This is a genomic window from Streptomyces sp. NPDC046759, assembly GCF_040645475.1.
Classification (GTDB): domain Bacteria; phylum Actinomycetota; class Actinomycetes; order Streptomycetales; family Streptomycetaceae; genus Streptomyces.
Genome location: NZ_JBEYYJ010000045.1, coordinates 1 through 20,463, shown reverse-complemented (window position 1 = coordinate 20,463; position 20,463 = coordinate 1). Strand labels below are relative to the sequence as shown.

Annotated in this window: 20 protein-coding genes and 1 pseudogene; 9 read left to right on the top strand and 12 right to left on the bottom strand. The window is 72.9% G+C overall.

Annotated features, from left to right (window positions below):
• Window positions 1–66: 66 nt before the first annotated feature.
• From ABZ919_RS38415 to ABZ919_RS38400, 4 genes are all read left to right on the top strand, one after another.
• Window positions 67–1,191, top strand: coding sequence for an LLM class flavin-dependent oxidoreductase (locus ABZ919_RS38415; RefSeq protein WP_361257965.1), 1,125 nt, complete (start codon window positions 67–69; stop codon window positions 1,189–1,191).
• A complete protein-coding gene (locus ABZ919_RS38410; RefSeq protein ID WP_361257962.1) occupies window positions 1,188–1,784 on the top strand; it encodes an FMN reductase in 597 nt (198 codons plus the stop codon). Before ABZ919_RS38415 ends, ABZ919_RS38410 begins: the two co-directional genes overlap by 4 nt.
• Before the next feature lie 117 nt (window positions 1,785–1,901).
• Entirely contained in the window at window positions 1,902–2,630 is a 729-nt protein-coding gene (locus ABZ919_RS38405) for a response regulator transcription factor (RefSeq protein WP_361257959.1), read from the top strand.
• The gene (locus ABZ919_RS38400; protein ID WP_361257956.1) at window positions 2,631–4,040 is read left to right on the top strand and encodes a HAMP domain-containing sensor histidine kinase; all 1,410 of its coding nucleotides are present in this window, start codon (window positions 2,631–2,633) and stop codon (window positions 4,038–4,040) included. It abuts the gene before it with no gap.
• A gap of 100 nt (window positions 4,041–4,140) precedes the next feature.
• Here ABZ919_RS38400 and ABZ919_RS38395 read toward each other — a convergent pair whose 3' ends face one another.
• From ABZ919_RS38395 to ABZ919_RS38385, 3 genes are all read right to left on the bottom strand, one after another.
• A complete protein-coding gene (locus tag ABZ919_RS38395; RefSeq protein ID WP_361257953.1) occupies window positions 4,141–5,970 on the bottom strand; it encodes a phosphatidylglycerol lysyltransferase domain-containing protein in 1,830 nt (609 codons plus the stop codon).
• Window positions 5,971–6,119: 149 nt separating this feature from the next.
• The gene (locus tag ABZ919_RS38390; RefSeq protein ID WP_361257950.1) at window positions 6,120–6,395 is read right to left on the bottom strand and encodes a hypothetical protein; all 276 of its coding nucleotides are present in this window, start codon (window positions 6,393–6,395) and stop codon (window positions 6,120–6,122) included.
• 251 nt (window positions 6,396–6,646) lie between these two features.
• The gene (locus tag ABZ919_RS38385; protein WP_361257947.1) at window positions 6,647–7,261 is read right to left on the bottom strand and encodes an ABATE domain-containing protein; all 615 of its coding nucleotides are present in this window, start codon (window positions 7,259–7,261) and stop codon (window positions 6,647–6,649) included.
• Window positions 7,262–7,352: 91 nt separating this feature from the next.
• On the opposite strand from ABZ919_RS38385, the gene ABZ919_RS38380 reads away from it, so the two are divergent.
• Complete coding sequence (locus ABZ919_RS38380) at window positions 7,353–8,126, top strand: MBL fold metallo-hydrolase (RefSeq protein WP_361257944.1); 774 nt, start codon at window positions 7,353–7,355, stop codon at window positions 8,124–8,126.
• Window positions 8,127–8,442: 316 nt separating this feature from the next.
• Here the strand turns inward: ABZ919_RS38380 and ABZ919_RS38375 are convergent, their stop codons facing one another.
• On the bottom strand, window positions 8,443–9,057 hold the full coding sequence (locus tag ABZ919_RS38375; protein ID WP_361257941.1) for a TetR/AcrR family transcriptional regulator: 615 nt from the start codon (window positions 9,055–9,057) through the stop codon (window positions 8,443–8,445).
• Between the two features lie 81 nt (window positions 9,058–9,138).
• On the opposite strand from ABZ919_RS38375, the gene ABZ919_RS38370 reads away from it, so the two are divergent.
• Window positions 9,139–9,741 (top strand): peroxiredoxin-like family protein, encoded by a 603-nt coding sequence (locus tag ABZ919_RS38370; RefSeq protein WP_361257939.1) that lies wholly within the window; start codon window positions 9,139–9,141, stop codon window positions 9,739–9,741.
• Between the two features lie 725 nt (window positions 9,742–10,466).
• Here ABZ919_RS38370 and ABZ919_RS38365 read toward each other — a convergent pair.
• The 3 genes from ABZ919_RS38365 to ABZ919_RS38355 all read right to left on the bottom strand — a co-directional run bounded on the left by ABZ919_RS38365 (window position 10,467) and on the right by ABZ919_RS38355 (window position 12,312).
• On the bottom strand, window positions 10,467–11,660 hold the full coding sequence (locus ABZ919_RS38365; RefSeq protein WP_361257936.1) for an SPFH domain-containing protein: 1,194 nt from the start codon (window positions 11,658–11,660) through the stop codon (window positions 10,467–10,469).
• Between the two features lie 11 nt (window positions 11,661–11,671).
• Entirely contained in the window at window positions 11,672–11,923 is a 252-nt protein-coding gene (locus tag ABZ919_RS38360; protein WP_361257933.1) for a hypothetical protein, read from the bottom strand.
• Window positions 11,924–12,057: 134 nt separating this feature from the next.
• A complete protein-coding gene (locus ABZ919_RS38355; RefSeq protein WP_361257930.1) occupies window positions 12,058–12,312 on the bottom strand; it encodes a hypothetical protein in 255 nt (84 codons plus the stop codon).
• Between the two features lie 124 nt (window positions 12,313–12,436).
• On the opposite strand from ABZ919_RS38355, the gene ABZ919_RS38350 reads away from it, so the two are divergent.
• Entirely contained in the window at window positions 12,437–12,754 is a 318-nt protein-coding gene (locus ABZ919_RS38350; protein ID WP_361257927.1) for a PadR family transcriptional regulator, read from the top strand.
• Window positions 12,755–12,864: 110 nt separating this feature from the next.
• On the opposite strand, the gene ABZ919_RS38345 is transcribed toward ABZ919_RS38350, so the two are convergent.
• The 4 genes from ABZ919_RS38345 to ABZ919_RS38330 all read right to left on the bottom strand — a co-directional run bounded on the left by ABZ919_RS38345 (window position 12,865) and on the right by ABZ919_RS38330 (window position 17,081).
• Window positions 12,865–14,142, bottom strand: coding sequence for an APC family permease (locus ABZ919_RS38345; protein WP_361257925.1), 1,278 nt, complete (start codon window positions 14,140–14,142; stop codon window positions 12,865–12,867).
• A 110-nt stretch (window positions 14,143–14,252) separates the two neighbouring features.
• A complete protein-coding gene (locus ABZ919_RS38340; protein ID WP_361257922.1) occupies window positions 14,253–15,536 on the bottom strand; it encodes an FAD-dependent oxidoreductase in 1,284 nt (427 codons plus the stop codon).
• A gap of 253 nt (window positions 15,537–15,789) precedes the next feature.
• Window positions 15,790–16,284, bottom strand: coding sequence for a PaaI family thioesterase (locus tag ABZ919_RS38335; protein ID WP_361258064.1), 495 nt, complete (start codon window positions 16,282–16,284; stop codon window positions 15,790–15,792).
• A gap of 305 nt (window positions 16,285–16,589) precedes the next feature.
• Entirely contained in the window at window positions 16,590–17,081 is a 492-nt protein-coding gene (locus tag ABZ919_RS38330; protein ID WP_361257920.1) for a helix-turn-helix domain-containing protein, read from the bottom strand.
• Between the two features lie 105 nt (window positions 17,082–17,186).
• On the opposite strand from ABZ919_RS38330, the pseudogene ABZ919_RS38325 reads away from it, so the two are divergent.
• Window positions 17,187–17,396, top strand: a pseudogene (locus tag ABZ919_RS38325) (SDR family NAD(P)-dependent oxidoreductase); the annotation flags it as partial.
• A gap of 39 nt (window positions 17,397–17,435) precedes the next feature.
• Window positions 17,436–19,019 carry an MFS transporter gene (locus ABZ919_RS38320; protein WP_361257917.1) on the top strand — a complete coding sequence of 528 codons (1,584 nt, stop codon included), beginning with the start codon at window positions 17,436–17,438 and terminating at the stop codon, window positions 19,017–19,019.
• A gap of 74 nt (window positions 19,020–19,093) precedes the next feature.
• Here ABZ919_RS38320 and ABZ919_RS38315 read toward each other — a convergent pair whose 3' ends face one another.
• The gene (locus ABZ919_RS38315) at window positions 19,094–19,987 is read right to left on the bottom strand and encodes a phosphorothioated DNA-binding restriction endonuclease (RefSeq protein WP_361258061.1); all 894 of its coding nucleotides are present in this window, start codon (window positions 19,985–19,987) and stop codon (window positions 19,094–19,096) included.
• Between the last annotated feature and the right edge of the window lie 476 nt (window positions 19,988–20,463).

Below are 20,463 nucleotides of genomic sequence, written 5' to 3'. Positions count from 1 at the left end.
ATCCAGGGGCGGGGAACCGTTCGACGGCTATAGTTGAATGATAAACAACCTGGAGGGTGAGTGACCATGCAGTTCGGGATCTTCACGGTCGGCGACGTCACGCCGGACCCCACCACGGGGCGTACGCCGGCCGAGCGCGAGCGGATCAAGGCCATGGTCGCCATCGCGCTCAAGGCCGAGGAGGTCGGCCTCGACGTCTTCGCCACCGGCGAGCACCACAACCCGCCGTTCGTGCCGTCGTCCCCGACGACCATGCTCGGCTATGTGGCGGCCAGGACGGAGAAGCTGATCCTCTCCACCTCCACCACGCTGATCACCACCAACGACCCGGTGAAGATCGCGGAGGACTTCGCGATGCTGCAGCACCTGGCCGACGGGCGCGTCGACCTGATGATGGGCCGCGGCAACACCGGACCGGTCTACCCCTGGTTCGGCCAGGACATCCGGCAGGGCATCAACCTCGCCATCGAGAACTACGCCCTGCTGCGCCGGCTGTGGCGCGAGGACGTCGTCGACTGGGAGGGCAGGTTCCGCACCGCGCTGCAGGGCTTCACCTCCACCCCGCGCCCGCTGGACGGCGTCCCGCCGTTCGTCTGGCACGGCTCCATCCGCTCGCCCGAGATCGCCGAGCAGGCGGCCTACTACGGCGACGGCTTCTTCCACAACAACATCTTCTGGCCGGCCGACCACACCAAGCGGATGGTCGAGCTGTACCGGAGCCGGTATGCCCACTACGGGCACGGCACGCCCGAGCAGGCGATCGTCGGCCTGGGCGGCCAGGTGTTCATGCGGAAGAACTCGCAGGACGCGGTGCGCGAGTTCCGGCCGTACTTCGACAACGCGCCGGTCTACGGCCACGGACCCTCCCTGGAGGACTTCACCGACCAGACGCCGCTGACCGTGGGCACTCCGGAGCAGGTCATCGAGAAGACGCTGACCTTCCGCGAGTACGCCGGCGACTACCAGCGGCAGCTGTTCCTGGTGGACCACGCCGGGCTGCCGCTGAAGACCGTGCTGGAGCAGATCGACATGCTCGGCGAGGAAGTCGTACCCGTGCTGCGCAAGGAGTTCGCGAACGGGCGTCCCGCCGACGTGCCGGAGGCGCCGACCCACCGGTCCCTGCTCGCCGCAGCGCGGAAGGCCACTCAGCAGGACGTACAGCAGGACGTGGAGAAGGAGACCGCGGCATGAAGCTCGTCGTCGTCTCGGCGGGACTGAGCGTCCCGTCGTCCACCCGGCTGCTGGCCGACCGGCTGGCCGCGGCGGTGGACCGGCGGACACCCGTCGACCTCCAGGTGGTCGAGCTGCGGGAGCTCGCCGTGGAGATCGCGCACAACTTCACCAACGGGTTCCCCGGCAAGGGCCTCGCCGCCGCCCAGGACGCGGTGGCGGGGGCCGAGGGGCTGATCGTCGTGACACCCGTGTTCAGCGCGTCGTACAGCGGGCTGTTCAAGTCGTTCTTCGACGTGCTCGACAAGGACGCGCTGGTGGGCAAGCCGGTGCTGATCGCGGCCACCGGCGGTACGGCCCGGCACTCGCTGGTGCTGGAGCACGCCCTGCGGCCGCTCTTCGTCCATCTGCGGGCCGTGGTCGTGCCGACGGGCGTGTACGCCGCGTCGGAGGACTGGGGCGAGGAAGGGCTGCCCGGGCGGATCGAGCGGGCGGCGGGGGAGCTGGCCGGGCTGATGACGGGGCTGCGCGCGGTAAGCCCTGGTCAGGGGGCCACGCTGTCGGTCGTACCGTTCGAGGAACAGCTCGCCGGGCTCGGCACCGAGGCAAGGTGAAAAGACGGTAGGGCCCGGCCTCCGGTTGCCCGTGTGACGGTGAGAGGGCGGTAAAAAGGGTGATCGTAGGTCCGATCGCCCAGGCCGAACCGCCCGAGGCCTTGGCAAACTGGGTTCGTGCCCCAGACTGTGCTGCTCGCTGAAGACGATCGCGCCATCCGTCATGCCCTGGAGCGTGCCCTGACGCTGGAAGGGTACGACGTGACGGCGGTGGCCGACGGCGTCGAGGCGCTGGCACAGGCCCACAAGACGCCGCCGGACGTCCTCCTGCTCGACGTGATGATGCCGGGGATCGACGGGCTCCAGGTCTGCCGGGTGCTGCGCGCCGAAGGCGACCGCACGCCGATCCTCATGCTCACCGCCCTCGTGGAGACCGCGGACCGCATCGCCGGGCTGGACGCCGGCGCCGACGACTACGTGGTCAAGCCGTTCGACGTCGAGGAGGTCTTCGCCCGGCTGCGCGCCCTGCTCCGCCGCACCAGCCCGGTGCCCGCCGGCGCCGGCGCGGGCGGCGACAACGGCGGCCGGGACATCCAGCTCTCCGACCGGCAGGTCGAGGCCGCCGGTATCCGCATGGACCTGCAGGCCCGCCGGGCCTGGCGCGGCAAGCGCGAGCTGGAGCTGACCCGCACCGAGTTCGAGCTGCTGGAACTGCTCGTGCGCAACGCGGGCATCGTGCTGGACCACTCGACGATCTACGACCGGATCTGGGGCTACGACTTCGGGCCCGGATCGAAGAACCTCGCCGTGTACGTCGGCTACCTGCGCCGCAAGCTCGACGAGCCCGGCGCCCCCCAACTGATCCACACCGTGCGTGGCGTGGGTTACGTGCTCAGGGAGGACTAGGTGGGCCGCCTGCGGCGGCTGCTGGCCCCGGGCCGGCCCAAGCTGGTCTCCCTCCGCACCACCTTCGCGGTCTCCTTCGCGGCGGTCACGGCCGCCGTCACCATCCTCGTCGGCATCGTGTCGTACGGCAGCGCGGCGCGGCTGGTCCGCGTCGACCAGCAGTCGGTGTTCACGCAGGTCGTACAGGATGTCCAGGGCGAGGTACGGCAGCACGAGATGGTCCCCGAGGACTTCTCCTCCTCCCGCCCCGGGCACGACCTGGTCCGGCCGGCCCGCACCGATGTGCAGGTGCTGGGCGCCCAGGGCCAGATCGTGGACCACGGCAACCCGAGCCTGCCCGTCACCTCCCGTGACAAGGCCATGGCGCTCGCGGTGACGGCCGGGAGGGTCGTCGAGCACAAGGACGTACTGGTGGACACGGACCTGTTCCGCATCGCCACCGTCTCGCTCGGCGACGGGCGGGGCGCGGTCCAGGTCGCGCAGGAGTTCAGCGACACCGAGGACCTGCTGCGGACGCTGCAGCAGCGCACGCTGATCCTGATGGCGGCCGTCGTGGTGGCGGCCGGGCTGTTCGGATGGTGGCTGGCCCGCCGGATCACCCGGCGCCTGGTCGTCCTGACCTCCGCCGCGGAGGACGTGGCCCGCACCCGCCGGCTGGGCATCGAGGTGCCGGTGGCCGGGCTGGACGAGGTGGGGCGCCTCGGCCGTGCCTTCGACCGGATGCTGGGCCGGCTCGCGCAGTCCGAGGAGGACCAGCGGCGGCTGGTGCAGGACGCCGGGCACGAACTGCGTACGCCGCTGACCTCGCTGCGCACGAACATCTCGCTGCTGCGGCGGATCGACGAACTGCCCCCCGCCACGCGGGACGAGCTGGTCGCCGACCTCACCCAGGAGGCGCGGGAGCTCACCGACCTCGTCAACGAGCTGGTCGACCTCGCCGCGGGGCAGTCCGACACCGAGCCGCCGCAGCGGGTCGACCTCGCCGACATCGCCGAGGAGGTCGTGGGGCTCGCCAAGCGCCGCAGCGGACGCGAGATCGTCTTGCGCTGCAGCGGTGACACGACGACCGACGGGCGGCCCGGGATGCTGCAGCGGGCCATGTCCAACCTGGTGGAGAACGCGGTCAAGTTCGACCGGGGCGGGAAGGCGCCGATCGAGGTCGGCATCACCGGACCCGCACGGACGGGACCCGTGCGGGTGGAGGTGCTGGACCGGGGGCCCGGTATCGCCGAGGGCGACCTCATCCGCATCTTCGACCGCTTCTACCGGGCGGCGGACGCGCGGTCCCTGCCGGGATCGGGCCTCGGGCTGTCCATCGTCCGGGAGGTCGCCATGGCACACGGCGGAGCGCCGTTCGCCTCCCGGCGCGAGGGCGGCGGAGCGGTGATCGGTTTCACCGTGGGCGGCTGAGCGCCGCGGGCGAGTGAGAGCCGTACCGGGGCCGCCTCCGCCGCGGGCGGGTGGGCAGCCGTACCGGGGCCGCCTCCGCCGTGGGCCGTGGGCGACGTTCCTACGACTGCCGGTCGCCCATGCCCGGCAGCGTGAGGAAGCCCTCCGCCCGGGCGCTGGCCAGCCCGATCCTCGGGATGTCGCTGCTCTTGGCGAAGAGCAGGAAACGCGGTTCCCAGACGGGGCGGTACTTGGCGTTGGCCCGGTAGAGGGACTCGATCTGCCACCAACGTGAGAAGAAGGTGAGGGTGGAGCGCCAGAGGCGCAGGACGGGGCCCGCGCCCAGGCGGGCGCCGCGCTCGAAGACCGAGCGGAACATCGCGAAGTTCAGCGACACCCGCCGGATGTCCAGCTCCTTCCCGCGCAGGAGGAGTTCCACGACCATGTACTCCATCAGGCCGTTCTCGCAGTCGCGGTCGCGGCGCATCAGGTCCAGGGAGAGCCCGTGCTCGCCCCAGGGGACGAAGCTGAGCAGGGCGCGCGGCTCGTCGTTCGCGTCGCGGCATTCCAGCATCACGCAGCGGCCGTCCGCCGGGTCGCCGAGGCGGCCGAGGGCCATCGAGAAGCCGCGTTCGGTGGCGCCGTCGCGCCAGTGGTCGGCGCGCTCCATCAGGAGCGCCATCTCGTCGGCGGGGATGTCCTCGTGGCGGCGGATGCGGACGGTGTAACCGGCCCGCTTGACCCGGTTGTGGGCCTGGCGGACCACGCGCATGGCGCGGCCCTCGAGGGTGAAGTCGGCGATGTCGACGATCGCCTCGTCGCCGAGTTCCAGGGCGTCCAGGCCGTGCCGGGCGTAGATCGTGCCGGCCTCCTCGCTCGCGCCCATGACGGCCGGGGTCCAGGCGTGCCGGCGGGCCTCGGTGAGCCAGGCGTCGATGGCGCCGGGCCAGGCCTCGGGGTCGCCGATCGGGTCGCCGGAGGCGAGGGAGACGGCGCCGACGACGCGGTAGGTGACGGCCGCCTTGCCGGTGGGGGAGAAGATGGCGGCCTTGTCGCGGCGCAGCGCGAAGTAGCCGAGGGAGTCCCGGGCGCCGTGCTTGGCGAGCAGCGCGCGCAGCTGCTCCTCGTCCTCGGTGGTCAGCAGCCGGCGGCCGCGCGGGGAGCGGAAGCAGGCGTACAGGACCAGGCAGAACGCGGCGGCGAGCAGCACGTTGATGATGATGTCGACCCAGCGGGGGGCGTGCACGGAGTCGACCCGGTCGGCGAGCGGGCCGACGCTGATGCCGCGCAGCAGGGTGTAGGCGAGCTCTTCGGCCAGCGGCGCGTGGGTCAGCTTGTTGGTGGCGTGCACCAGCAGCGTGCCGAGGCCGCCGGTCACCAGGACGCCGCCGACGCCGACGGCCAGCGCCAGCTTCGGGTTGGAGGGGTCGCCGATGGCGTTGAACTCCCGGCGGCCGACCAGCAGCGCGACCACGAAGAGGCCGGTGAGGGCGGTGGAGACCCAGTTGAAGGCGTGGTCGCGGAACGGGTGCTGGGTCAGGGCGAGGACGTAGAGCGCGAACAGGGGGCCGGCGAGGAGCATGTTCACCACCCACGCGGCCCGCTTCCCGCGCCGCATCACCAGCGCCAGGAAGATCGCCGCCGCGGCCGAGACCAGGCCCGCGGTGGCCAGGTACGGGGTGAAGAACTGGCCGGCGTGGTGCGTGTGCGCGTGCACGTGGCGGGCGGTGAACAGCTTGCCGTCGTTGTGTTCCTGCACCTCTTTGCGGAACGGCAGCGACATGACCGCGATGATGTTGAAGACGGCGATCAGCCGCAGGTACCACACGGTGGCCGATGCCGCCCGCGCGCGTAGGCGGGGGCCGGGCTGGAGCAGGCGCGACGCGCGGCGCGGGCCGCGCTGTGCGGGGACCGCGGCGGAGGTCAGGGTCTGCTGCTGCTGAGCGGGCATGGTGACTGGTCACCTTGGGAGAGGGGGACGGTATTGCCCCGGTCGGAGCAACCCTGACCCTACAGGCTGTAGGGTGCGCGGCCGGGTGCGCTTCGGGAGAGGAGAGTACCGCTATCGGCTCTTACCCGGTCCTTCCCGTGCCCGGCCTCTTACCCGGCCCTTCCTCTGTCACGCCGGGCCGTCACCAGATGCCACGCCAGGTTACCCACGGCCGCGCCGGCCGCGACCACGGCGACGATCACGCCGCCGGTGGCCAGGCCGTCGCTGAACAGGTGCGGGCGCCGGTCGAGGCTGTGCAGCCCGAACCCGCACAGCTCGTACACGCCGACGGCGGCGATGAACAGACTGACGAACAGCAGGGTCAGCGTGGGCGCCAGACTGCGCACACAGATCTCCCCGCCGGCCTCCGCTTCCGTTTCGTGCATGGGTCCCCCGATGAGCAGACGAATGAACAGCCGTACGGCCGCTGGCGGTTGGGAACCTACAGTACGTAGGGTCGGCCGGGGGGCGGCGTGCGCGCTCCATGATGGCCGAGGACCTGAACGCAGCCGTGCGCGGCGCGCGGGCGGCCGGCCGGTGCGTAGAGGGTCCGACGGGAGAGTGTGACACCCCGCGCCGAGCGGCGACGCACACGCAGGCCGCGGTGTCCTGGCCGGGGCCGGCCGGAGTGCCGTGCTCAGGCCTGCTCGCCCCGCCCCGTGCGGCGGGCGTAGGCGCGGGCCGCGCGGGCCCGGTCGCCGCAGCGGGTGGAGCACCAGTGACGGCGGCCGTGCCGGAGCAGATAGCGGTTGCAGGGGGCCGAGCCGCAGGCGGTGAGGCGGTCGGCGTCGGGGCCGGTGAGCAGGTCGGCGGCGTCGGCGGCGAGGGCGGCCAGGGCGTGCTCGACGATCTGGGTGGTGGGGTGCGCCGTCGAGCGGTACAGGCCCCGCTCGGGCGACCAGTGCAGCAGGGACGCCGCCGGGGCGAGGGTGAGGGCCTCGTTGACGGCGGCCAGCGCGTCGGCGGGGGCGGGGGCGCCCTGGACGCGGGATGCGAAGAGGGGGCGGATCCGCTCGCGCAGCGACCGCAGCCGGCTCGCGCACGTCTCCCGCAGGTCGGCGCCGGCCGGAGCGAGCCCGCGTTCCACCAGCCAGCGCTGGGCGGCGGCGGGCGTGCCGAGCAGGTCCTCCCGCTGTCCGCCGGGCAGGACGATCGCGCTGTTGGCGAGGTCGAGGGCGAGGTGCTGCGCGGTGCCGGGCGCGGGCGGCAGGGCCGGCTCGGCGTTCTGCTCGACGGGGCTCACCGGGTTCACGGTTCTCATGGTACGGCTTGCCGGCATCCGTGAGGGCGGGCTACGTTTCTCACGGATGACCGTTCTCCTGTCCGTGAGGTGAGGTAGCGCCATGGCCGACCGTTCCGCCGATTCCGGTGAGCTGATCCCCGTCCGCGTCCTCGGCGGCCCCACCGTCCTCGTCGAGTACGGCGGACTCCGCTTTCTCACCGACCCCACCTTCGACGGCCCCGGTGACTACCCGTCGCCCAGCGGACGCACGCTCACCAAGACGGCCCCACCCCGCACGAGCGCCGCCGAACTGGGACCCGTGGATGTCGTCCTGCTCTCGCACGACCAGCACGCCGACAACCTCGACCACTCCGGCCGGGCCCTGCTCGCCGCCACCCCCCGCACCCTCACCACGCCGGCAGCGGCCGCCCGGCTCGGCGGCACCACCGAGCCCCTCACCCCCTGGCAGTCGGTCGATCTGTCGCGCCCCGACGGCGGCACCGTCACCGTGACCGCTGCGCCGGCCCTGCACGGCCCCGAGGGCTCCGAGCCGCTCGTCGGCGAGGTCACGGGCTTCCTGCTGACCTCCGCCGACCTGCCCTGCGTCTACATCAGCGGCGACAACGCCTCGCTGGACCTGGTCCAGGAGATCGCCGACCGGTACGCCCCCGTCGACACCGCCGTCCTCTTCGCGGGCGCGCCCCGGATGCCCGTCCTCGACGACGCCCTCCTCGTCCTCGACGGCGAGGGGGCGGCCACCGCCGCCCGGCTCCTCGCCGCCCGCCGGGTGGTCCCGGCCCACTGCGACAGTTGGGCCCACTTCACCGAGACCCGCGACGACGTGGTGAAGGCGTTCGAGGCGGCCGGCCTGGCGGACCGGCTCCAACGGGACTGACCGCCCCCGCACGGACCGCCCGGCCGCCGTCCCCCCCCTTGCCCGAGCCGCGGCGTCGCGACCCAGCCCGCCGTGACGCCGGCGGGCTGGGTGCAGTGGCGCCGCCGGGCCGGCCCGCCGTGGCACCTCGGGGCTGCGTGTCGTGGTGTGCCCCCCGAGTGTCGTGACGCCGCAGGAGTGGTCGTCGTGAAGCTGGTGACCCCTCCGTCGTGGCGCCGCGGGGCTGGTCGCCGTGACCTCGCGGGACGGCTGCCGTGGCGGTGCTCCGGTGACTGGCGTCGACGCCGGTGGGCCGGGTGCGTGGTCTTGGCGGGCGTCAGGTGTCCAGGCCGTGCAGCAGTGCCGTGAGGCCGTCGAAGAACTCCCGGTCCACCTCTACGCCTTGGGCGTGCCGTGCGGTCTCCGCCATGAGTGGGAACTCCTCGGGGGCCAGCGCGGAGATGGCCTGCGTGCCCGTGCCCGAGAGGGAGCCGAGGTGCTCCAGTTGCAGGGCGCCGTTGACGTACGCGACCAGTGCGCGCAGGGCCACGACGCGGCGCTCGCCCTCGAACCCCGCGCCCGTGAGGACGCCGAGCACCGTCTCCGACCAGCGCAGCACGGCGCGCGAGTGGTGCCGGTGGGCGACCGACAGCGGGATCACGGACGGATGCGCACCCAGGGTGTCCCGCAGCCGCCGCACCATGATCTCGACGCGCTCGCGCCACGGCAGGTCCGCCGGCGGGGTCCCCGTGTCGATCGTTCCGAGCGCGAATTCCACGATCAGCAGCTCGAGTTCCTCGCGGTCGGCCACGTACCGGTAGAGCGCCATCGTGCTCATGCCGAGTTCCTTGGCGACCGTACGCATGGACAGCCCGGCGAGACCGTCGCGGTCGAGGACGGCGAGCGCGGCCGAGGCGAGCCGGTCCGAGGTGAGGGAGCGGGGTCGGGGCATGGCGCTTGACAGCGTACGGCATACGCTTACCCTCGTAGGTGTACGACGTACGCCTACGTCCTTCGCCCACGAGGAAGGCAGATGTCGATGTCCCCGCACACACCCCGGCGACCCCTCGCCCCCGGCTCACAGGTCGGCCCCCGCGAACTCACCCCCGTCCTCGGCCCGCCGGTCCCCGTGCCCGACCCGGGCCGGCTGGTCCATCTGCAGTTCCGCCGCTTCGCGGGCTGCCCGGTCTGCAACCTGCATCTGCGGTCGGTCGTACTGCGGCACACGGAGATCGAGGCGGCCGGCATCCGCGAGGTCGTCGTCTTCCACTCGCCCGCCGAGGAGCTGCGCCGGCACGTGACGGACCTGCCCTTCGCCGTCGTGGCCGATCCGGACAAGCGGCTGTACGCCGAGTTCGGCGTGGAGGCCGCACCCCGGGCGCTGCTGGACCCCCGCGTGTGGGGGCCGATCGTCCGGGCGGTGCTGCGCAGCAGCTGGGCGATGCTGTGCGGGCGGGAACACGGACCCGCCACCCGGCCGCACGGCGGACGCACCGGCCTGCCCGCCGATTTCCTGATCGCCGCGGACGGCAGCGTGCTCGCCGCGAAGTACGGCGAGCACGCGTACGACCAGTGGCCGGTCGAGGAGTTGCTGCAGCTGGCGAACGCCGCACGGCGGACGACCCCCCTGCGCTGACGCCCGCTCCGCCCACCCTGCGCCGCGGGAACGTCCGGGTGGTGCGCGAGGCGAGCACGCGCAAAGACCGCGTGCCGGCGCTGTCCCGCAGCCTCGCGAGTGAGGATCCCGGCGTGACGCCGGTCGCCGTGGACGCGGCCGATCCGGCCGCCGTGCGCGCGGCACTCGCCGGCTTCCTCGCGTACGGCCCCGCGGACGCCGTCGCCCCTGGCCGTACGCACCCTGCCCGTAGACGAGGGCTCCTGCTCGGAGCCACGCGTGCCGTGCTGGACGTCGCCTCGGGGCTCGGCAGCCGCGTCCTCGTGGTCGGCGGCGCCGGCGCCCCGCGCAGCCCCGGCGACCCGGAACTGCCGGTCGCGACGACCCCGCGCACGTCCCCGCCGAGTGGCGGGCCGTGGCGGCCGCGGCCTCGTCCAGCCGCGGACCTGCCGGGCCCACGCCGGTGCCGACCGGGTCTGCCTGAGCCCGCCGGCCCGGCCGGAAGCCGGCGCACGCACCGGCCCCTACCGGCGCGGCACCGGCATCCTGCTCCTCGACGCCGACGGGCGGTCCCGCATCAGCGCCGGGGAGCCTCGCGGCCGCCGTACTGGACGAGCTGGAAAGCCCAGGCAGCGACCGGCACTTCACGAGCGTCCACGCCGACGGCCGCGGGACGGGCCGCCGCTAGTGCTGCGACCAGCAATGGCCGGTCACCGGCGCGGCGGCAAACCTTCCAGGTCACAGCACTAGTCGACGTCCACCGGACCGTCGTCCGACTTGCGGTTCTTGCCCGAGCGCAGCTGGAGCAGGGCGTTGCCGTTGCCCCTGTCGCCCTGACCACCCTGGTGGGCGTCCTTGTCCTGGCCGCCCAGGTTCTGCCGGACCGAGTCGAGGATGGTCAGACCCTGGGACACCAGGCCGGCGGCGATCTCGCCGAGGCCGTCCGCGCCGTTCAGGACGTTGACGTTGGCGCCGGACAGGCCGCCGGCGGCCTCCTTCACGATCTGCGGGAGCTGGTCGATCAGCATCCGGTCCAGCGCGACCCGGTCGTACGACGCCGCGGCCTCCGCCTGGATCTTCATGCGCTGGGCCTCCGCGGCGGCGAGGATCCTGACCCGCTCGGCCTCGGCCTCGGCGGGCCTGACGACTTCGGCCACCAGCTGCTGCTGGCGCAAGCGGGCCTGGCGCTCGGCCAGCTCGGTCTGGGCGGCCAGCACCTCCTGCTGGGCGTGGGCCTGCGCCAGCGGTCCGGCCTGTGCGGCCTGCGCCTGGGCCCGGTCCACCTCGGCCGAGTACTCGGCCTTGACGACGGCGGTCTGCCGGGCGTACTCGGCCTGCTTGCGGGCCGCCTCCTGCTCCGCCTCGACCGCGGCCTGGGTGGCCTGTGCCTGGGCGATCTGGGCCTGCCGCTGGATGGCCGCCTTGTGCGGGGCGGACATCGCGTCGATGTAGCCGGTGTCGCCGTCGTCGATGGACTGGATCTGCAGCGAGTCGACGATCAGGCCGATCTTCGCCATCTCCATCTTGGAGGTGTCCAGCACCTCGGCGGCGAGCTTCTGCCGCTCGGTGACGATCTCCTCGACCGTCATCGAGCCGATGATGGCCCGCAGGTGGCCGGCGAAGATGCGGCCGGTGAGCACCGACATCTGGTCCTGGTCGGAGAGGAACCGCTGGCCCGCGTTGATGATGCTCTCGTGATCGTTGCCGACCTTGAAGGCGATGACCGCGCGGACGTGCAGGGCGATGCCCTGCTTGGTCACACAGGTCTCGGTGACCTCGGACTCGCACATCGCGAGCGAGAGGAAGCGGGTCTTGCGGAAGAACGGCACCACGAACTTGCCGTGGCCCGTCACCACTCGGAACGGCGCGCCCCCCAGTCCCCGCCTGCCCCCCGAGATCAACATCGCCTCGTCGGGAGCGGGAACGCGGTATCCGAACATGCTTGTACTCCTCAGCCTGCGCCGGCGGCCTCTCCGCCGAGCGCGTCCAATGGATCCACCCACTCGATGACGCCGACCTCGCGGCATCCCCGTGATTCGATCACGAGGACCGTGACGCCCGCGGGCAGGGGATCCTCGGACCACGCCAGGAAGGTCTCGGACCCGCCCCTGACCCGCACCAGGACCTCACCGGGGCCCGCGGATCCCCGCGTCCCGATGAGCACCTTGCCCATGCAGCCGACCACGGCCTCGTCCTGCGGCATCACCGGCCGTCCTCCTCGTCCTGACCTGAGAATTCCGACGATAGACCGCCCACGGCCGGTTCCCAACGGGTAGGAGCGCCTGGGACCCCCGGACGTTCCGTGCGCCCGGGAGCCACCCGGTGCTGGGAGGGGTGTCAGGAGCAGCGCAACAGGATCATGAACCCGTAGTCCATGTGGTGCTGCTGGTGGCAGTGGAACAGGGACAGCCCCGGGCTGGGCGGCGGTGAAGCCGTCGTGGTGGAGACGATCGTGTCCGGCGCCGGCTCGACGCGACCGGTCGCGATCCGCAGCGTGTGGTCGGCCTTGCCCGAGGGAACGGCCGCGCTCACCGCCGCCCTGGAGCCGCAGCCGGTCACCGCACCGGCACCCGCTCCGGCCGGCAGGGACACGCCCCCAGGCGGCGCGGCAGCGGGCCGCATCGCCGCGGTCGCACGCCGGCTTTCCCGAGGCGCGTAAAATCGAACGCCGATATCGGTCTCGTCACTGCCGGTCAAGGGCGCGTGGAGGTGGACGGTGCGTGAGTTCCAGCGCGGTGCGGTACGGCTGCACATCCTGCACCACGCCGCCGAGCGGGAGATCCACGGCGCGTGGATGACGGAGGAACTGGCGCACCACGGCTACCGGATCAGCCCCGGCACGCTGTATCCGACCCTGCACCGGCTGGAGGCCGACGGCCTGCTGGTCTCCGAACAGCGAGTCGTCGACGGCCGTGCCCGTCGCGTCTACACGGCCACGCAAGCCGGCCGCGAGGCGCTGGCCGAGGACCGCAGGGCACTGGCCGAACTGGCCCGTGAGGTGCTCGGCGTCAACGTCCCGCAGAGGGCGGACTGACGCAGCCGCGGCGCCACCCCGGTGTCCCGGCCGGTGAACCTGCGGGCCGGGGCGCCGACGCGGTCCGCGAGATGCCCAGGGAGACGTGACGTGCGGTCAGCGTGAGGGGACTACGGAGCCTGACGGGCCGTCACCGCATGCCGTACTCCGTACGCGGCGGCCCCCAGCACCAGTACGGCCGCGCCCCATGCCACGGACGCCGCGGGCAGGGCGAAGGCCAGCAGCAGGCAGCCGACCAGGCCGACGGCAGGGACGACGCGGGGCGGCCGGTTCTCCTGCGGCGTCAGCGTCCAGGCGGAGGCGTTGGCCACGGCGTAGTAGACCAGCACCCCGAAGGACGAGAAGCCGATCGCGCCGCGCACGTCCACCGTTGCCGCCAGCACCGCGACGACCGCGCCGACCAGGAGCTCCGCGCGGTGCGGCACCTTGAAGCGGGGATGAACGGCGGACAGGACGTACGGCAGGTGCCGGTCGCGGGCCATGGCCAGCGTGGTGCGGGAGACCCCCAGGATCAGCGCGAGCAGCGAGCCGAGAGCCGCCACCGCCGCCCCCACCCGCACGACGGGCGCCAGCCCGCCCAGCCCCGCGGCCCGGACCAGGTCGGACAGCGGTGCGGTGGCGTCGGCCAGCCCGTGCGGACCCAGCACCATCAAGGCGGAGACGGCCACCACCGCGTACACGACCAGGGTGATGCCCAGGGCGAGCGGAACGGCCCGTGGGATGGTCCGCGCGGGGTCGCGCACCTCCTCGCCCAGGGTGGCGATGCGCGCGTATCCGGCGAACGCGAAGAACAGCAGGCCGGCGGCCTGCAGCACCCCGCTGAAGGAGGTGTCCGCACCGACGTCCAGCCGGGACGCGTCCGCCGCCGGGGAGGTGAGGGCGGCGACGACCACGGCGGCGAGCACGGCGAGCACCACGGCGACGATCACACGGGTCAGCCGGGCCGCCTTCTGCACACCGGCGTAGTTCACCGCGGTCAGTGCCACGACGGCCGCGACCGCCACCGCGTGGGCCTGGCCGGGCCAGACGTACGCGCCGACGGTGAGCGCCATCGCCGCGCAGGAGGCGGTCTTGCCCACGACGAACCCCCACCCGGCGAGGTAGCCCCAGAACGCGCCGAGGCGCTCGCGGCCGTAGACGTAGGTGCCGCCGGAGGCCGGGTAGCGGGCCGCGAGCCGCGCCGAGGACGTCGCGTTGCAGTACGCCACCACGGCCGCCACCGCGAGACCGACCAGAAGGCCGGAGCCGGCCGCGTGCGCGGCGGGAGCGAGCGCGGCGAAGATCCCCGCGCCGATCATCGACCCCAGCCCGATCACCACGGCGTCCGGCACGCCCAGCCGCCGTTCCAGCTCGTCCGGGACCGTGGCCGGCTCCGGCGGTCTGCTCATCGCGCGCGCTCCCTGAGGATGATCGGAACTCCACACCATCCTACGGAAGCCGATATCGGCATTCGATATGCAGGGATATGCCAAGGGGGCCGTGAGTGGGTCTCGGCTGCTCAGAGGGTTGCCGGGGTCCGTGACACCTCCCGGGCGATGCGCCTGGCGGCGAACTCCGTTCCTGCCACGAACCGCATCATCGGGCCGAACATGGGCGCGGCGAGCGAGCCGGTGAAGTACAGGCCGGGCACCGATGACTCCAGCGATGCGGACAGGTGGGGTGCCCTCGAGCCGGAGACGCAGGCCAGGGCGGAGCGCACCGCGCCGGACAGGAACGGGACCGCGTCCAGGTCGAGCCGGTAGCCGGTGGCCGCGAGCACGTGATCGACGGCGAGCGTCGTCCCGGACCCGCCGGGCCCGGCGAGGACCAGGCGTACCCCGGCTCCCTCCGCTTCGGCTCGGGTGAGCCGTACGGACGTACGCACCGGCACGATGCCCTCGACCCGGTCCCGCAGCCACCATCCGCCCGACGGCCCCAGGGCGCGGCGGAACAGCAGCATGCGGGCGGCCGCGGGGCACCGGCGCACCGCTTGCGGGGCCTTGCAGACCGCGGCCAGGACCCAGCCCGCGCCCAGCGGGGAGGCCGGCCTGGCCAGGCGCTGCGTCCAGGGCCGCGCCAGATCCGGCTTCATGCCCCACAGCACGCGGGGTTCCCGGACCAGGACCTGGACCTCGGCCCCGGCCTCGTGCAGCAACGCGGCGCTCTCCAGCGCGGACTGGCCACCGCCGATCACGGCGACACGCCGACCGGCGTACGGCGACAGGTCGGTGTGGTGGCTGGAGTGCGACACCAGGGAAGCCGGGCCGGGCCCCTCGGGTGCGAGTCGCCGCAGTTCTCCGGGTATGTGGGCCAGTCCGTTCAGGCCGGTGGCCACCACGACGGCAGCGGCCGGCAGTTCCTGCCCGCCCTCCAGCCGGACGAGGAAACCCCGCCCTGCCGGGACCCGGTCGACGGCCACCACCCGGCTCGGGTCCACCTCGCCGACGTAGCGCTTCTGGAACCACATCCCGTACCGCACGAACACGTCGCACGGGATCGGCGTCAGCTCGGTCAGTTCCGGCTCACCGTGCACACGGCGGAAGTCCGCGAGCCGGCCGCCGGGCTCCGGAGCGGAGAGGTCGGTCGCGTCCGGGGTCGATTTCAGGAACATGCCGGTCGCCATGGCGTGCCGCCAACTCCCCATGACCTCACCGAAGATGCGCACCGGTGTCCCGGCCGCCCGTAGATGTGCGGCCACCGACAGGCCGTACGGGCCCGCCCCGACCACGACGACCGGAAGCCCCGCGCGCCCGGTCGACGCCCGCTCGTGCGCAGGGCGTTGTCCCGGAAGCGACTGCGTCATGCGTCCCCCTGCTGATCCCGACACCGCCTTCCCCAAGGCGGTGCGTACTTCGGGATGGCACGCCGGCGCACGGCCGCCGCACCTGTCCCCCCTCCGCGGCTCAGTGTGGCTTATCGGCCGGTATCGGTCGACGATATCGACACACGTTGGCCAAAAGGTGGGAGAACGGTAGGGCGGTCATTGCCTCAGGGCTCCGCGCCGGCCCGCGAGGGCTCCCGGCCGGTCGACGGCCCGGCGCGCCCGCGCACGGTGGTCAGCGGGCCGGGACCGGGAAGAGCATGCAGCTGCTGGTGGCGTGGGCCAGCAGCCGGTCGTCGGAGTCGCGGAGCTCTGCCTGGGCGAGGGCGGTGCGGCGGCCGCTGTTGAGGACGGTGCCGATGGCGCGGACCTTGCCGGTGTCGACGGTGATCGGGCGCAGGAATTTCAAGGTCAGGTCGAGCGAGGTGTAGCCCATGCCCCGGGGCAGCACGGACTGCACCGCGCAGCCGGCGGCCGAGTCGAGGAGCGTGGCGTAGACGCCGCCGTGGACGCTGCCGATCGGGTTGTAGTGCTCCTCGCCCGGCACCAGTACGAAGACCGCCCGGCCGTGCTCGGCCTCCTCCAGGGTGAAGCCCAGGGTGGCGGCGATCGGCGGGGCGGGCAGGCGCCCGGCCAGGATCTCGCGGAGGAAGTCGAGACCGCTGTGGCGAGGGACGGCGCCGGCGGTGATGGCGAGGTCCTCCCAGCCGAATACGCGTGACCTGGGCATCTCCGCTCCAGTCGCGTCGGCGCCTCCAGCCGCGCCGGCTCCAGCCACGCCGACGGCTCCAGCCGCGGCGGTCGCTTCGGTGGTCCCGGACTTCTCGGGTATTTCGAACATATGGGCGGCTCCTCGGAGGCCTGGTGTGGGGCGGTGCGCAGTGCGGTGTGCGGGTCGGTGCGGTGTGCGGGTCGGTGAGGGCGGAGGCGGGCGGCCGGCACCCTGCCGGAGGGTGCCTCGCCGGAGAGCGGTGCAGCGGCCGGCGGTCGTACCCGGTGGAGTCGTCCTGCCGGGTGCTTCGGCCGCCGTCGGGTTCAGGGGCTGTCCGGCCCGACGCGGATGAGACCCGGGCCGGCGTCGATGAACGAGTCCCCGGGCCGCACGTCGTGGCCGTCGTCGCAGCGGAGCACCGCGTGCACCGCGGCGCTGCAGCCGATGTGGCGTCCGACCACGGGGGGTCCCTGTTCGTCCGAGGCCCAGGTGTCGCCCCACTGCCGCAGCGCCACGAGGACGGGCAGGAAGTCCCGTCCCTTCTCGGTCAGCTGGTAGGCGTGCCGGGTGCGCTGGCCGGGCTCCTGGTAGGGGACGCGCTCCAGGAGTCCGGCGGCGGTCAGTTCCTTCAGGCGCGCCGAGGCGGCGGGTTCGCCGATGCCGACGCGCTTGGCGAAGTCGTCGAACCGGCGCGTGCCGAAGAACGCCTCGCGCAGGATCAGCAGCGCTGTCCTGGTGCCCGCGATCTCCAGGGTGCGGGCGATGGAGCAGTTGGCCATGGACCAGGCGTCCCGTTCCGTCAGCAGATCATTCATCCCTCAACCCTCCTGACTTGCCTCATGCGTAGTCAGGTTATAACGTCCTAGCTAACTTCTGCAAACGTAAGTCAGCTGGGATGGGTGCATCCTGAGAGAGGAATCATGGACATCAGCACAGCAACCGTCCTGGTCACCGGGGCCAACCGCGGGCTGGGCAGGGCACTGGCCCAGGAACTGGTCGCGCGCGGCGCCACGGTGTACGGGGCGGCCCGCCGACCGGACCGGATCGATCTGCCCGGCGTGAAGGCGATACGTCTCGACATCACCGACCCCGCCTCCGTCGCCGCGGCCGCCGAGGAGGCCCGCGACGTCGCCGCCCTCTACCCGCAGCTCGGCTGAGACGAGGACACCATGACTTCCATTCCTTCCGCTGCCCCGGGCCGGCTCAGGCCGACCGACCCGCAAACCGGTGTCCGGCTCTCGCCGGACCAGCCCTCCCGGCGCGCCGCCGCCATCACGCTCGTCGCGATGTGCCTGGGCGCCATGACGACCTTCCTGCTGATCACCGCCTCGGTGTCGGCGCTGTCGGCCATCCAGGACGACCTGCACGTCTCCCCGACCGGCCTGGTCTGGATCCCCTCGGCGTACACCCTGCTCGTGGCCAGTCTGGTGATGTCCGCCGGCACCATCGGCAACCTCTACGGCCGCAGGCGCACCTTCCTCGTCGGTGCCGCGGTCATGATCATCGGGTCGCTCACCGTCTACGCCGCGGATTCGACCGGAGGCGTCATCGCCGGCCAGCTCGTCTCCGGGCTCGGCGGCGCTCTCATCCTGCCCAACAGCCTGGCCATCCTGGGAGCGGCTTTCCCCGACCCCCACCGGCGCACCGAAGTCGTCACCGCCTGGGCGGCCGCCTCCGGCATCGGACTCGCCGCCGGCCCTCTGATCGCGGGCACGCTGCTGGGCCACTTCCACTGGAACACGGTCTTCCTGTCGACCGCCGTCCTCGCCGTGGTCACCATGGCCGCCGGTGTCTTCGTCGCCGAATCGCGCGGCTCCGGCGGCAAGCTCGACGTCCCCGGCCAGATCCTGGCCGTCCTGGGCATCGCGGCCCTGGTCTACGCCCTCATCGAGGGCGGACACGACGGCTACACCAGCACCCGGATCCTCATCGTCTGGTTCGTCGCGGCCGCGGCCCTGACCGGTTTCGTCCTCGTCGAGCGCGCCGGGCGCACGCCCATGCTGGACATGACCCTGTTCCGGTCGGCGTCGTTCAGCGCTGTCCTGTTCGCCGCGGCCGTTTCCCTGTTCGGCTTCACCGGCGTGGCCATCCTGTCGGTGCTCTTCTACGAGCGTGTCCAGCATCTGTCCGCCCTGGACGTGGGATGGCGGCTGCTGGCCTTCTTCGGCGTCTACGTCATCGCCGCCTACGCGACCGGACGCCTGATCCGCCGCACCGGCTTCAAGCTCCCGCTGACCCTGGGCTTCCTCGTCGGAGCCGCGGCCACCGCCGGATTCACCACCCTGGATCCGACCACCCCCTATGCCCGGGTGTGGTGGCTGTACGTGCTCTTCGGCGCCGCGTCCGGGATGGTGGCCGCGCCGAGCACCGCCGCCGCCCTGGTCAGCGTCTCCCACGAACGCGCCGGCATGGCCTCCGGAGCCGTCAACGCCTTCCGCCAGATCGGATCCGTCACCGGCTCCGCCCTGCTCGGCGCACTGCTCGCCGGCCGGCTCCAGTCCCAACTGCCGGCCCGGCTCGGCGCTCACCACGTTCCCCGAGCGGCCTGGGCCGCCGTGGAGCACGCCGTCTCCACGGGCAGCGCAGGTCACCGGGCAGCCCCACCGAGCGTGACGGCCGCGGTGGGGGACGCCTTCACCTCCGGCGTCCACGTCGGCATGACCGTCGTCACCGCCGTGTTCCTGTGCGCGGCCCTCGCCTCGGCCCTTCTGATACACAACCGGCCGCACCACACCACCGCCACGACGAACTGACGCGTGGTTTCCGGGGGCGACGCCGAGAACCCCCCGGGTTCGTCTGCGCGGCGATGCCGTCCGGGCAGGCTCGGTCAGGCTGCCGTGGCGGGGCGGGGCTCGCCGTGGAAGACCTGGCGGGCGTGCCAGTCGCGGTGAGCGGCCGCGACCGGGCGCGCGCCGGGCTGGGGTCCGACGAGTGGACGGCCCGCGAGAGCTGTGACGTGCTCGCGGGCGGCGGGGCTGTGGCCGACGAAGCGCTGTGAGACGAGGACGCGGTGATCGTCCCCGACCCCGAGGACGCCCTTGTCGAAGAGCTTGTGGTGCAGCGAGCACAGGCACAGCCCGTTCTCGGTCTCGTCGGGACCGCCGAACGCCCACCAGCGCACGTGCGCGGCCTCCAGCCCGACCGGCACGGAGCCGATCCTGCCGTCGTAACCGCAGAAGGCGCACTGGTACTCGTAGGCCGTCAGCACCAGCTCCCGCATCCGCGGGTCCCGCCGCCTGCGTGCCGCCGAGAGCCGCACCGCATCCGCCGGCTCCAGCTCCAGTCCGACCGCTTCGCACAGCTCACCGTGGAGGGAGGGCGGGAAGTGCAGGTCGAGCAGGAGCCGAGCCATCCTGCCGAGGAGTCGGGGCTCGCGGCGCAGGGCCGCTCTCAAGTCCGGCGCGAGCATCCCGGTTGCGCCCGTCTCCCTAAGATCCCGCACTCCGCTTCCCGGGCTGCCGGGCCCGCGATCGGTGCGTACTTCCCACACCCCGTCGCTGACCAGGTGGTGGAAGGGGTAGGCGGGCGTCGTCTTGTGCGGCGGGCCGTACTCGGTCAGCAGGAGCTGCAGGTCCTGCTCCACCGTGCTGTACCGCAGACCGCCCTCCGCGTCCTCCTGGAACCGGCCGAGGGCGTACAGGAGCAGCAGCGGTTTGTGCGGAGCGCGGGTCCCGCTCCTGGTCCACTGTCTCAGCTTCCCGATCCGCTCCAGCCAGTCCATGGCGGTGATCGTAGACGGGCGCTTCAGGCGTGAGACCTGGGCGGGGACCGAGGCCCTCGGCAGCGCCGCCGGGAGCAGCCCGCCGGGCTGCAGATCCGGCACGGTGACGTCGTACCCGCCCGATCCGGCGCAGTTGTGCAGGGCGAACAGCAGGATCGGCGCACTGCCGTACGCCGCCGTACCCACCAGTCCCGCCACGACCGGCCACCCGGTCCGCCCGGCCGGTCGCGCGAGGCGCCCCGGCCGGTCCCGCGCCTGCGCCGCCCTGAAGGCCGGCACGTGCTGTTTTTCTACGTCTCGTAGTAGCTTGAGCGGCCGGAGAGGGCCTGGCCGAGGGAGTGTGGGAGGTGCCTGGTGGCGGGCGGTGAGGGCGGCCGGGGAGAGGCTCGGCGGCGTGCGCGGGGTGAGCTGGAGGGTGAGGTGCTGGCCGCGTTGTGGGCGGCCGGTGGGCCGGTGCCGGCGGTGGTGGTGCAGGA

Coding starts and splice junctions, on each gene's coding strand:
- ABZ919_RS38320 (WP_361257917.1), top strand. CDS start 17,436: ATGACTTCCATTCCTTCCGCTGCCCCGGGCCGGCTCAGGCCGACCGAC.
- ABZ919_RS38380 (WP_361257944.1), top strand. CDS start 7,353: ATGGCCGACCGTTCCGCCGATTCCGGTGAGCTGATCCCCGTCCGCGTC.
- ABZ919_RS38395 (WP_361257953.1), bottom strand. CDS start 5,970: ATGCCCGCTCAGCAGCAGCAGACCCTGACCTCCGCCGCGGTCCCCGCA.
- ABZ919_RS38330 (WP_361257920.1), bottom strand. CDS start 17,081: ATGAATGATCTGCTGACGGAACGGGACGCCTGGTCCATGGCCAACTGC.
- ABZ919_RS38375 (WP_361257941.1), bottom strand. CDS start 9,057: ATGCCCCGACCCCGCTCCCTCACCTCGGACCGGCTCGCCTCGGCCGCG.
- ABZ919_RS38360 (WP_361257933.1), bottom strand. CDS start 11,923: ATGCCGCAGGACGAGGCCGTGGTCGGCTGCATGGGCAAGGTGCTCATC.
- ABZ919_RS38365 (WP_361257936.1), bottom strand. CDS start 11,660: ATGTTCGGATACCGCGTTCCCGCTCCCGACGAGGCGATGTTGATCTCG.
- ABZ919_RS38415 (WP_361257965.1), top strand. CDS start 67: ATGCAGTTCGGGATCTTCACGGTCGGCGACGTCACGCCGGACCCCACC.
- ABZ919_RS38315 (WP_361258061.1), bottom strand. CDS start 19,987: ATGGACTGGCTGGAGCGGATCGGGAAGCTGAGACAGTGGACCAGGAGC.
- ABZ919_RS38390 (WP_361257950.1), bottom strand. CDS start 6,395: ATGCACGAAACGGAAGCGGAGGCCGGCGGGGAGATCTGTGTGCGCAGT.
- ABZ919_RS38410 (WP_361257962.1), top strand. CDS start 1,188: ATGAAGCTCGTCGTCGTCTCGGCGGGACTGAGCGTCCCGTCGTCCACC.
- ABZ919_RS38340 (WP_361257922.1), bottom strand. CDS start 15,536: ATGACGCAGTCGCTTCCGGGACAACGCCCTGCGCACGAGCGGGCGTCG.
- ABZ919_RS38335 (WP_361258064.1), bottom strand. CDS start 16,284: ATGCCCAGGTCACGCGTATTCGGCTGGGAGGACCTCGCCATCACCGCC.
- ABZ919_RS38370 (WP_361257939.1), top strand. CDS start 9,139: ATGTCGATGTCCCCGCACACACCCCGGCGACCCCTCGCCCCCGGCTCA.
- ABZ919_RS38345 (WP_361257925.1), bottom strand. CDS start 14,142: ATGAGCAGACCGCCGGAGCCGGCCACGGTCCCGGACGAGCTGGAACGG.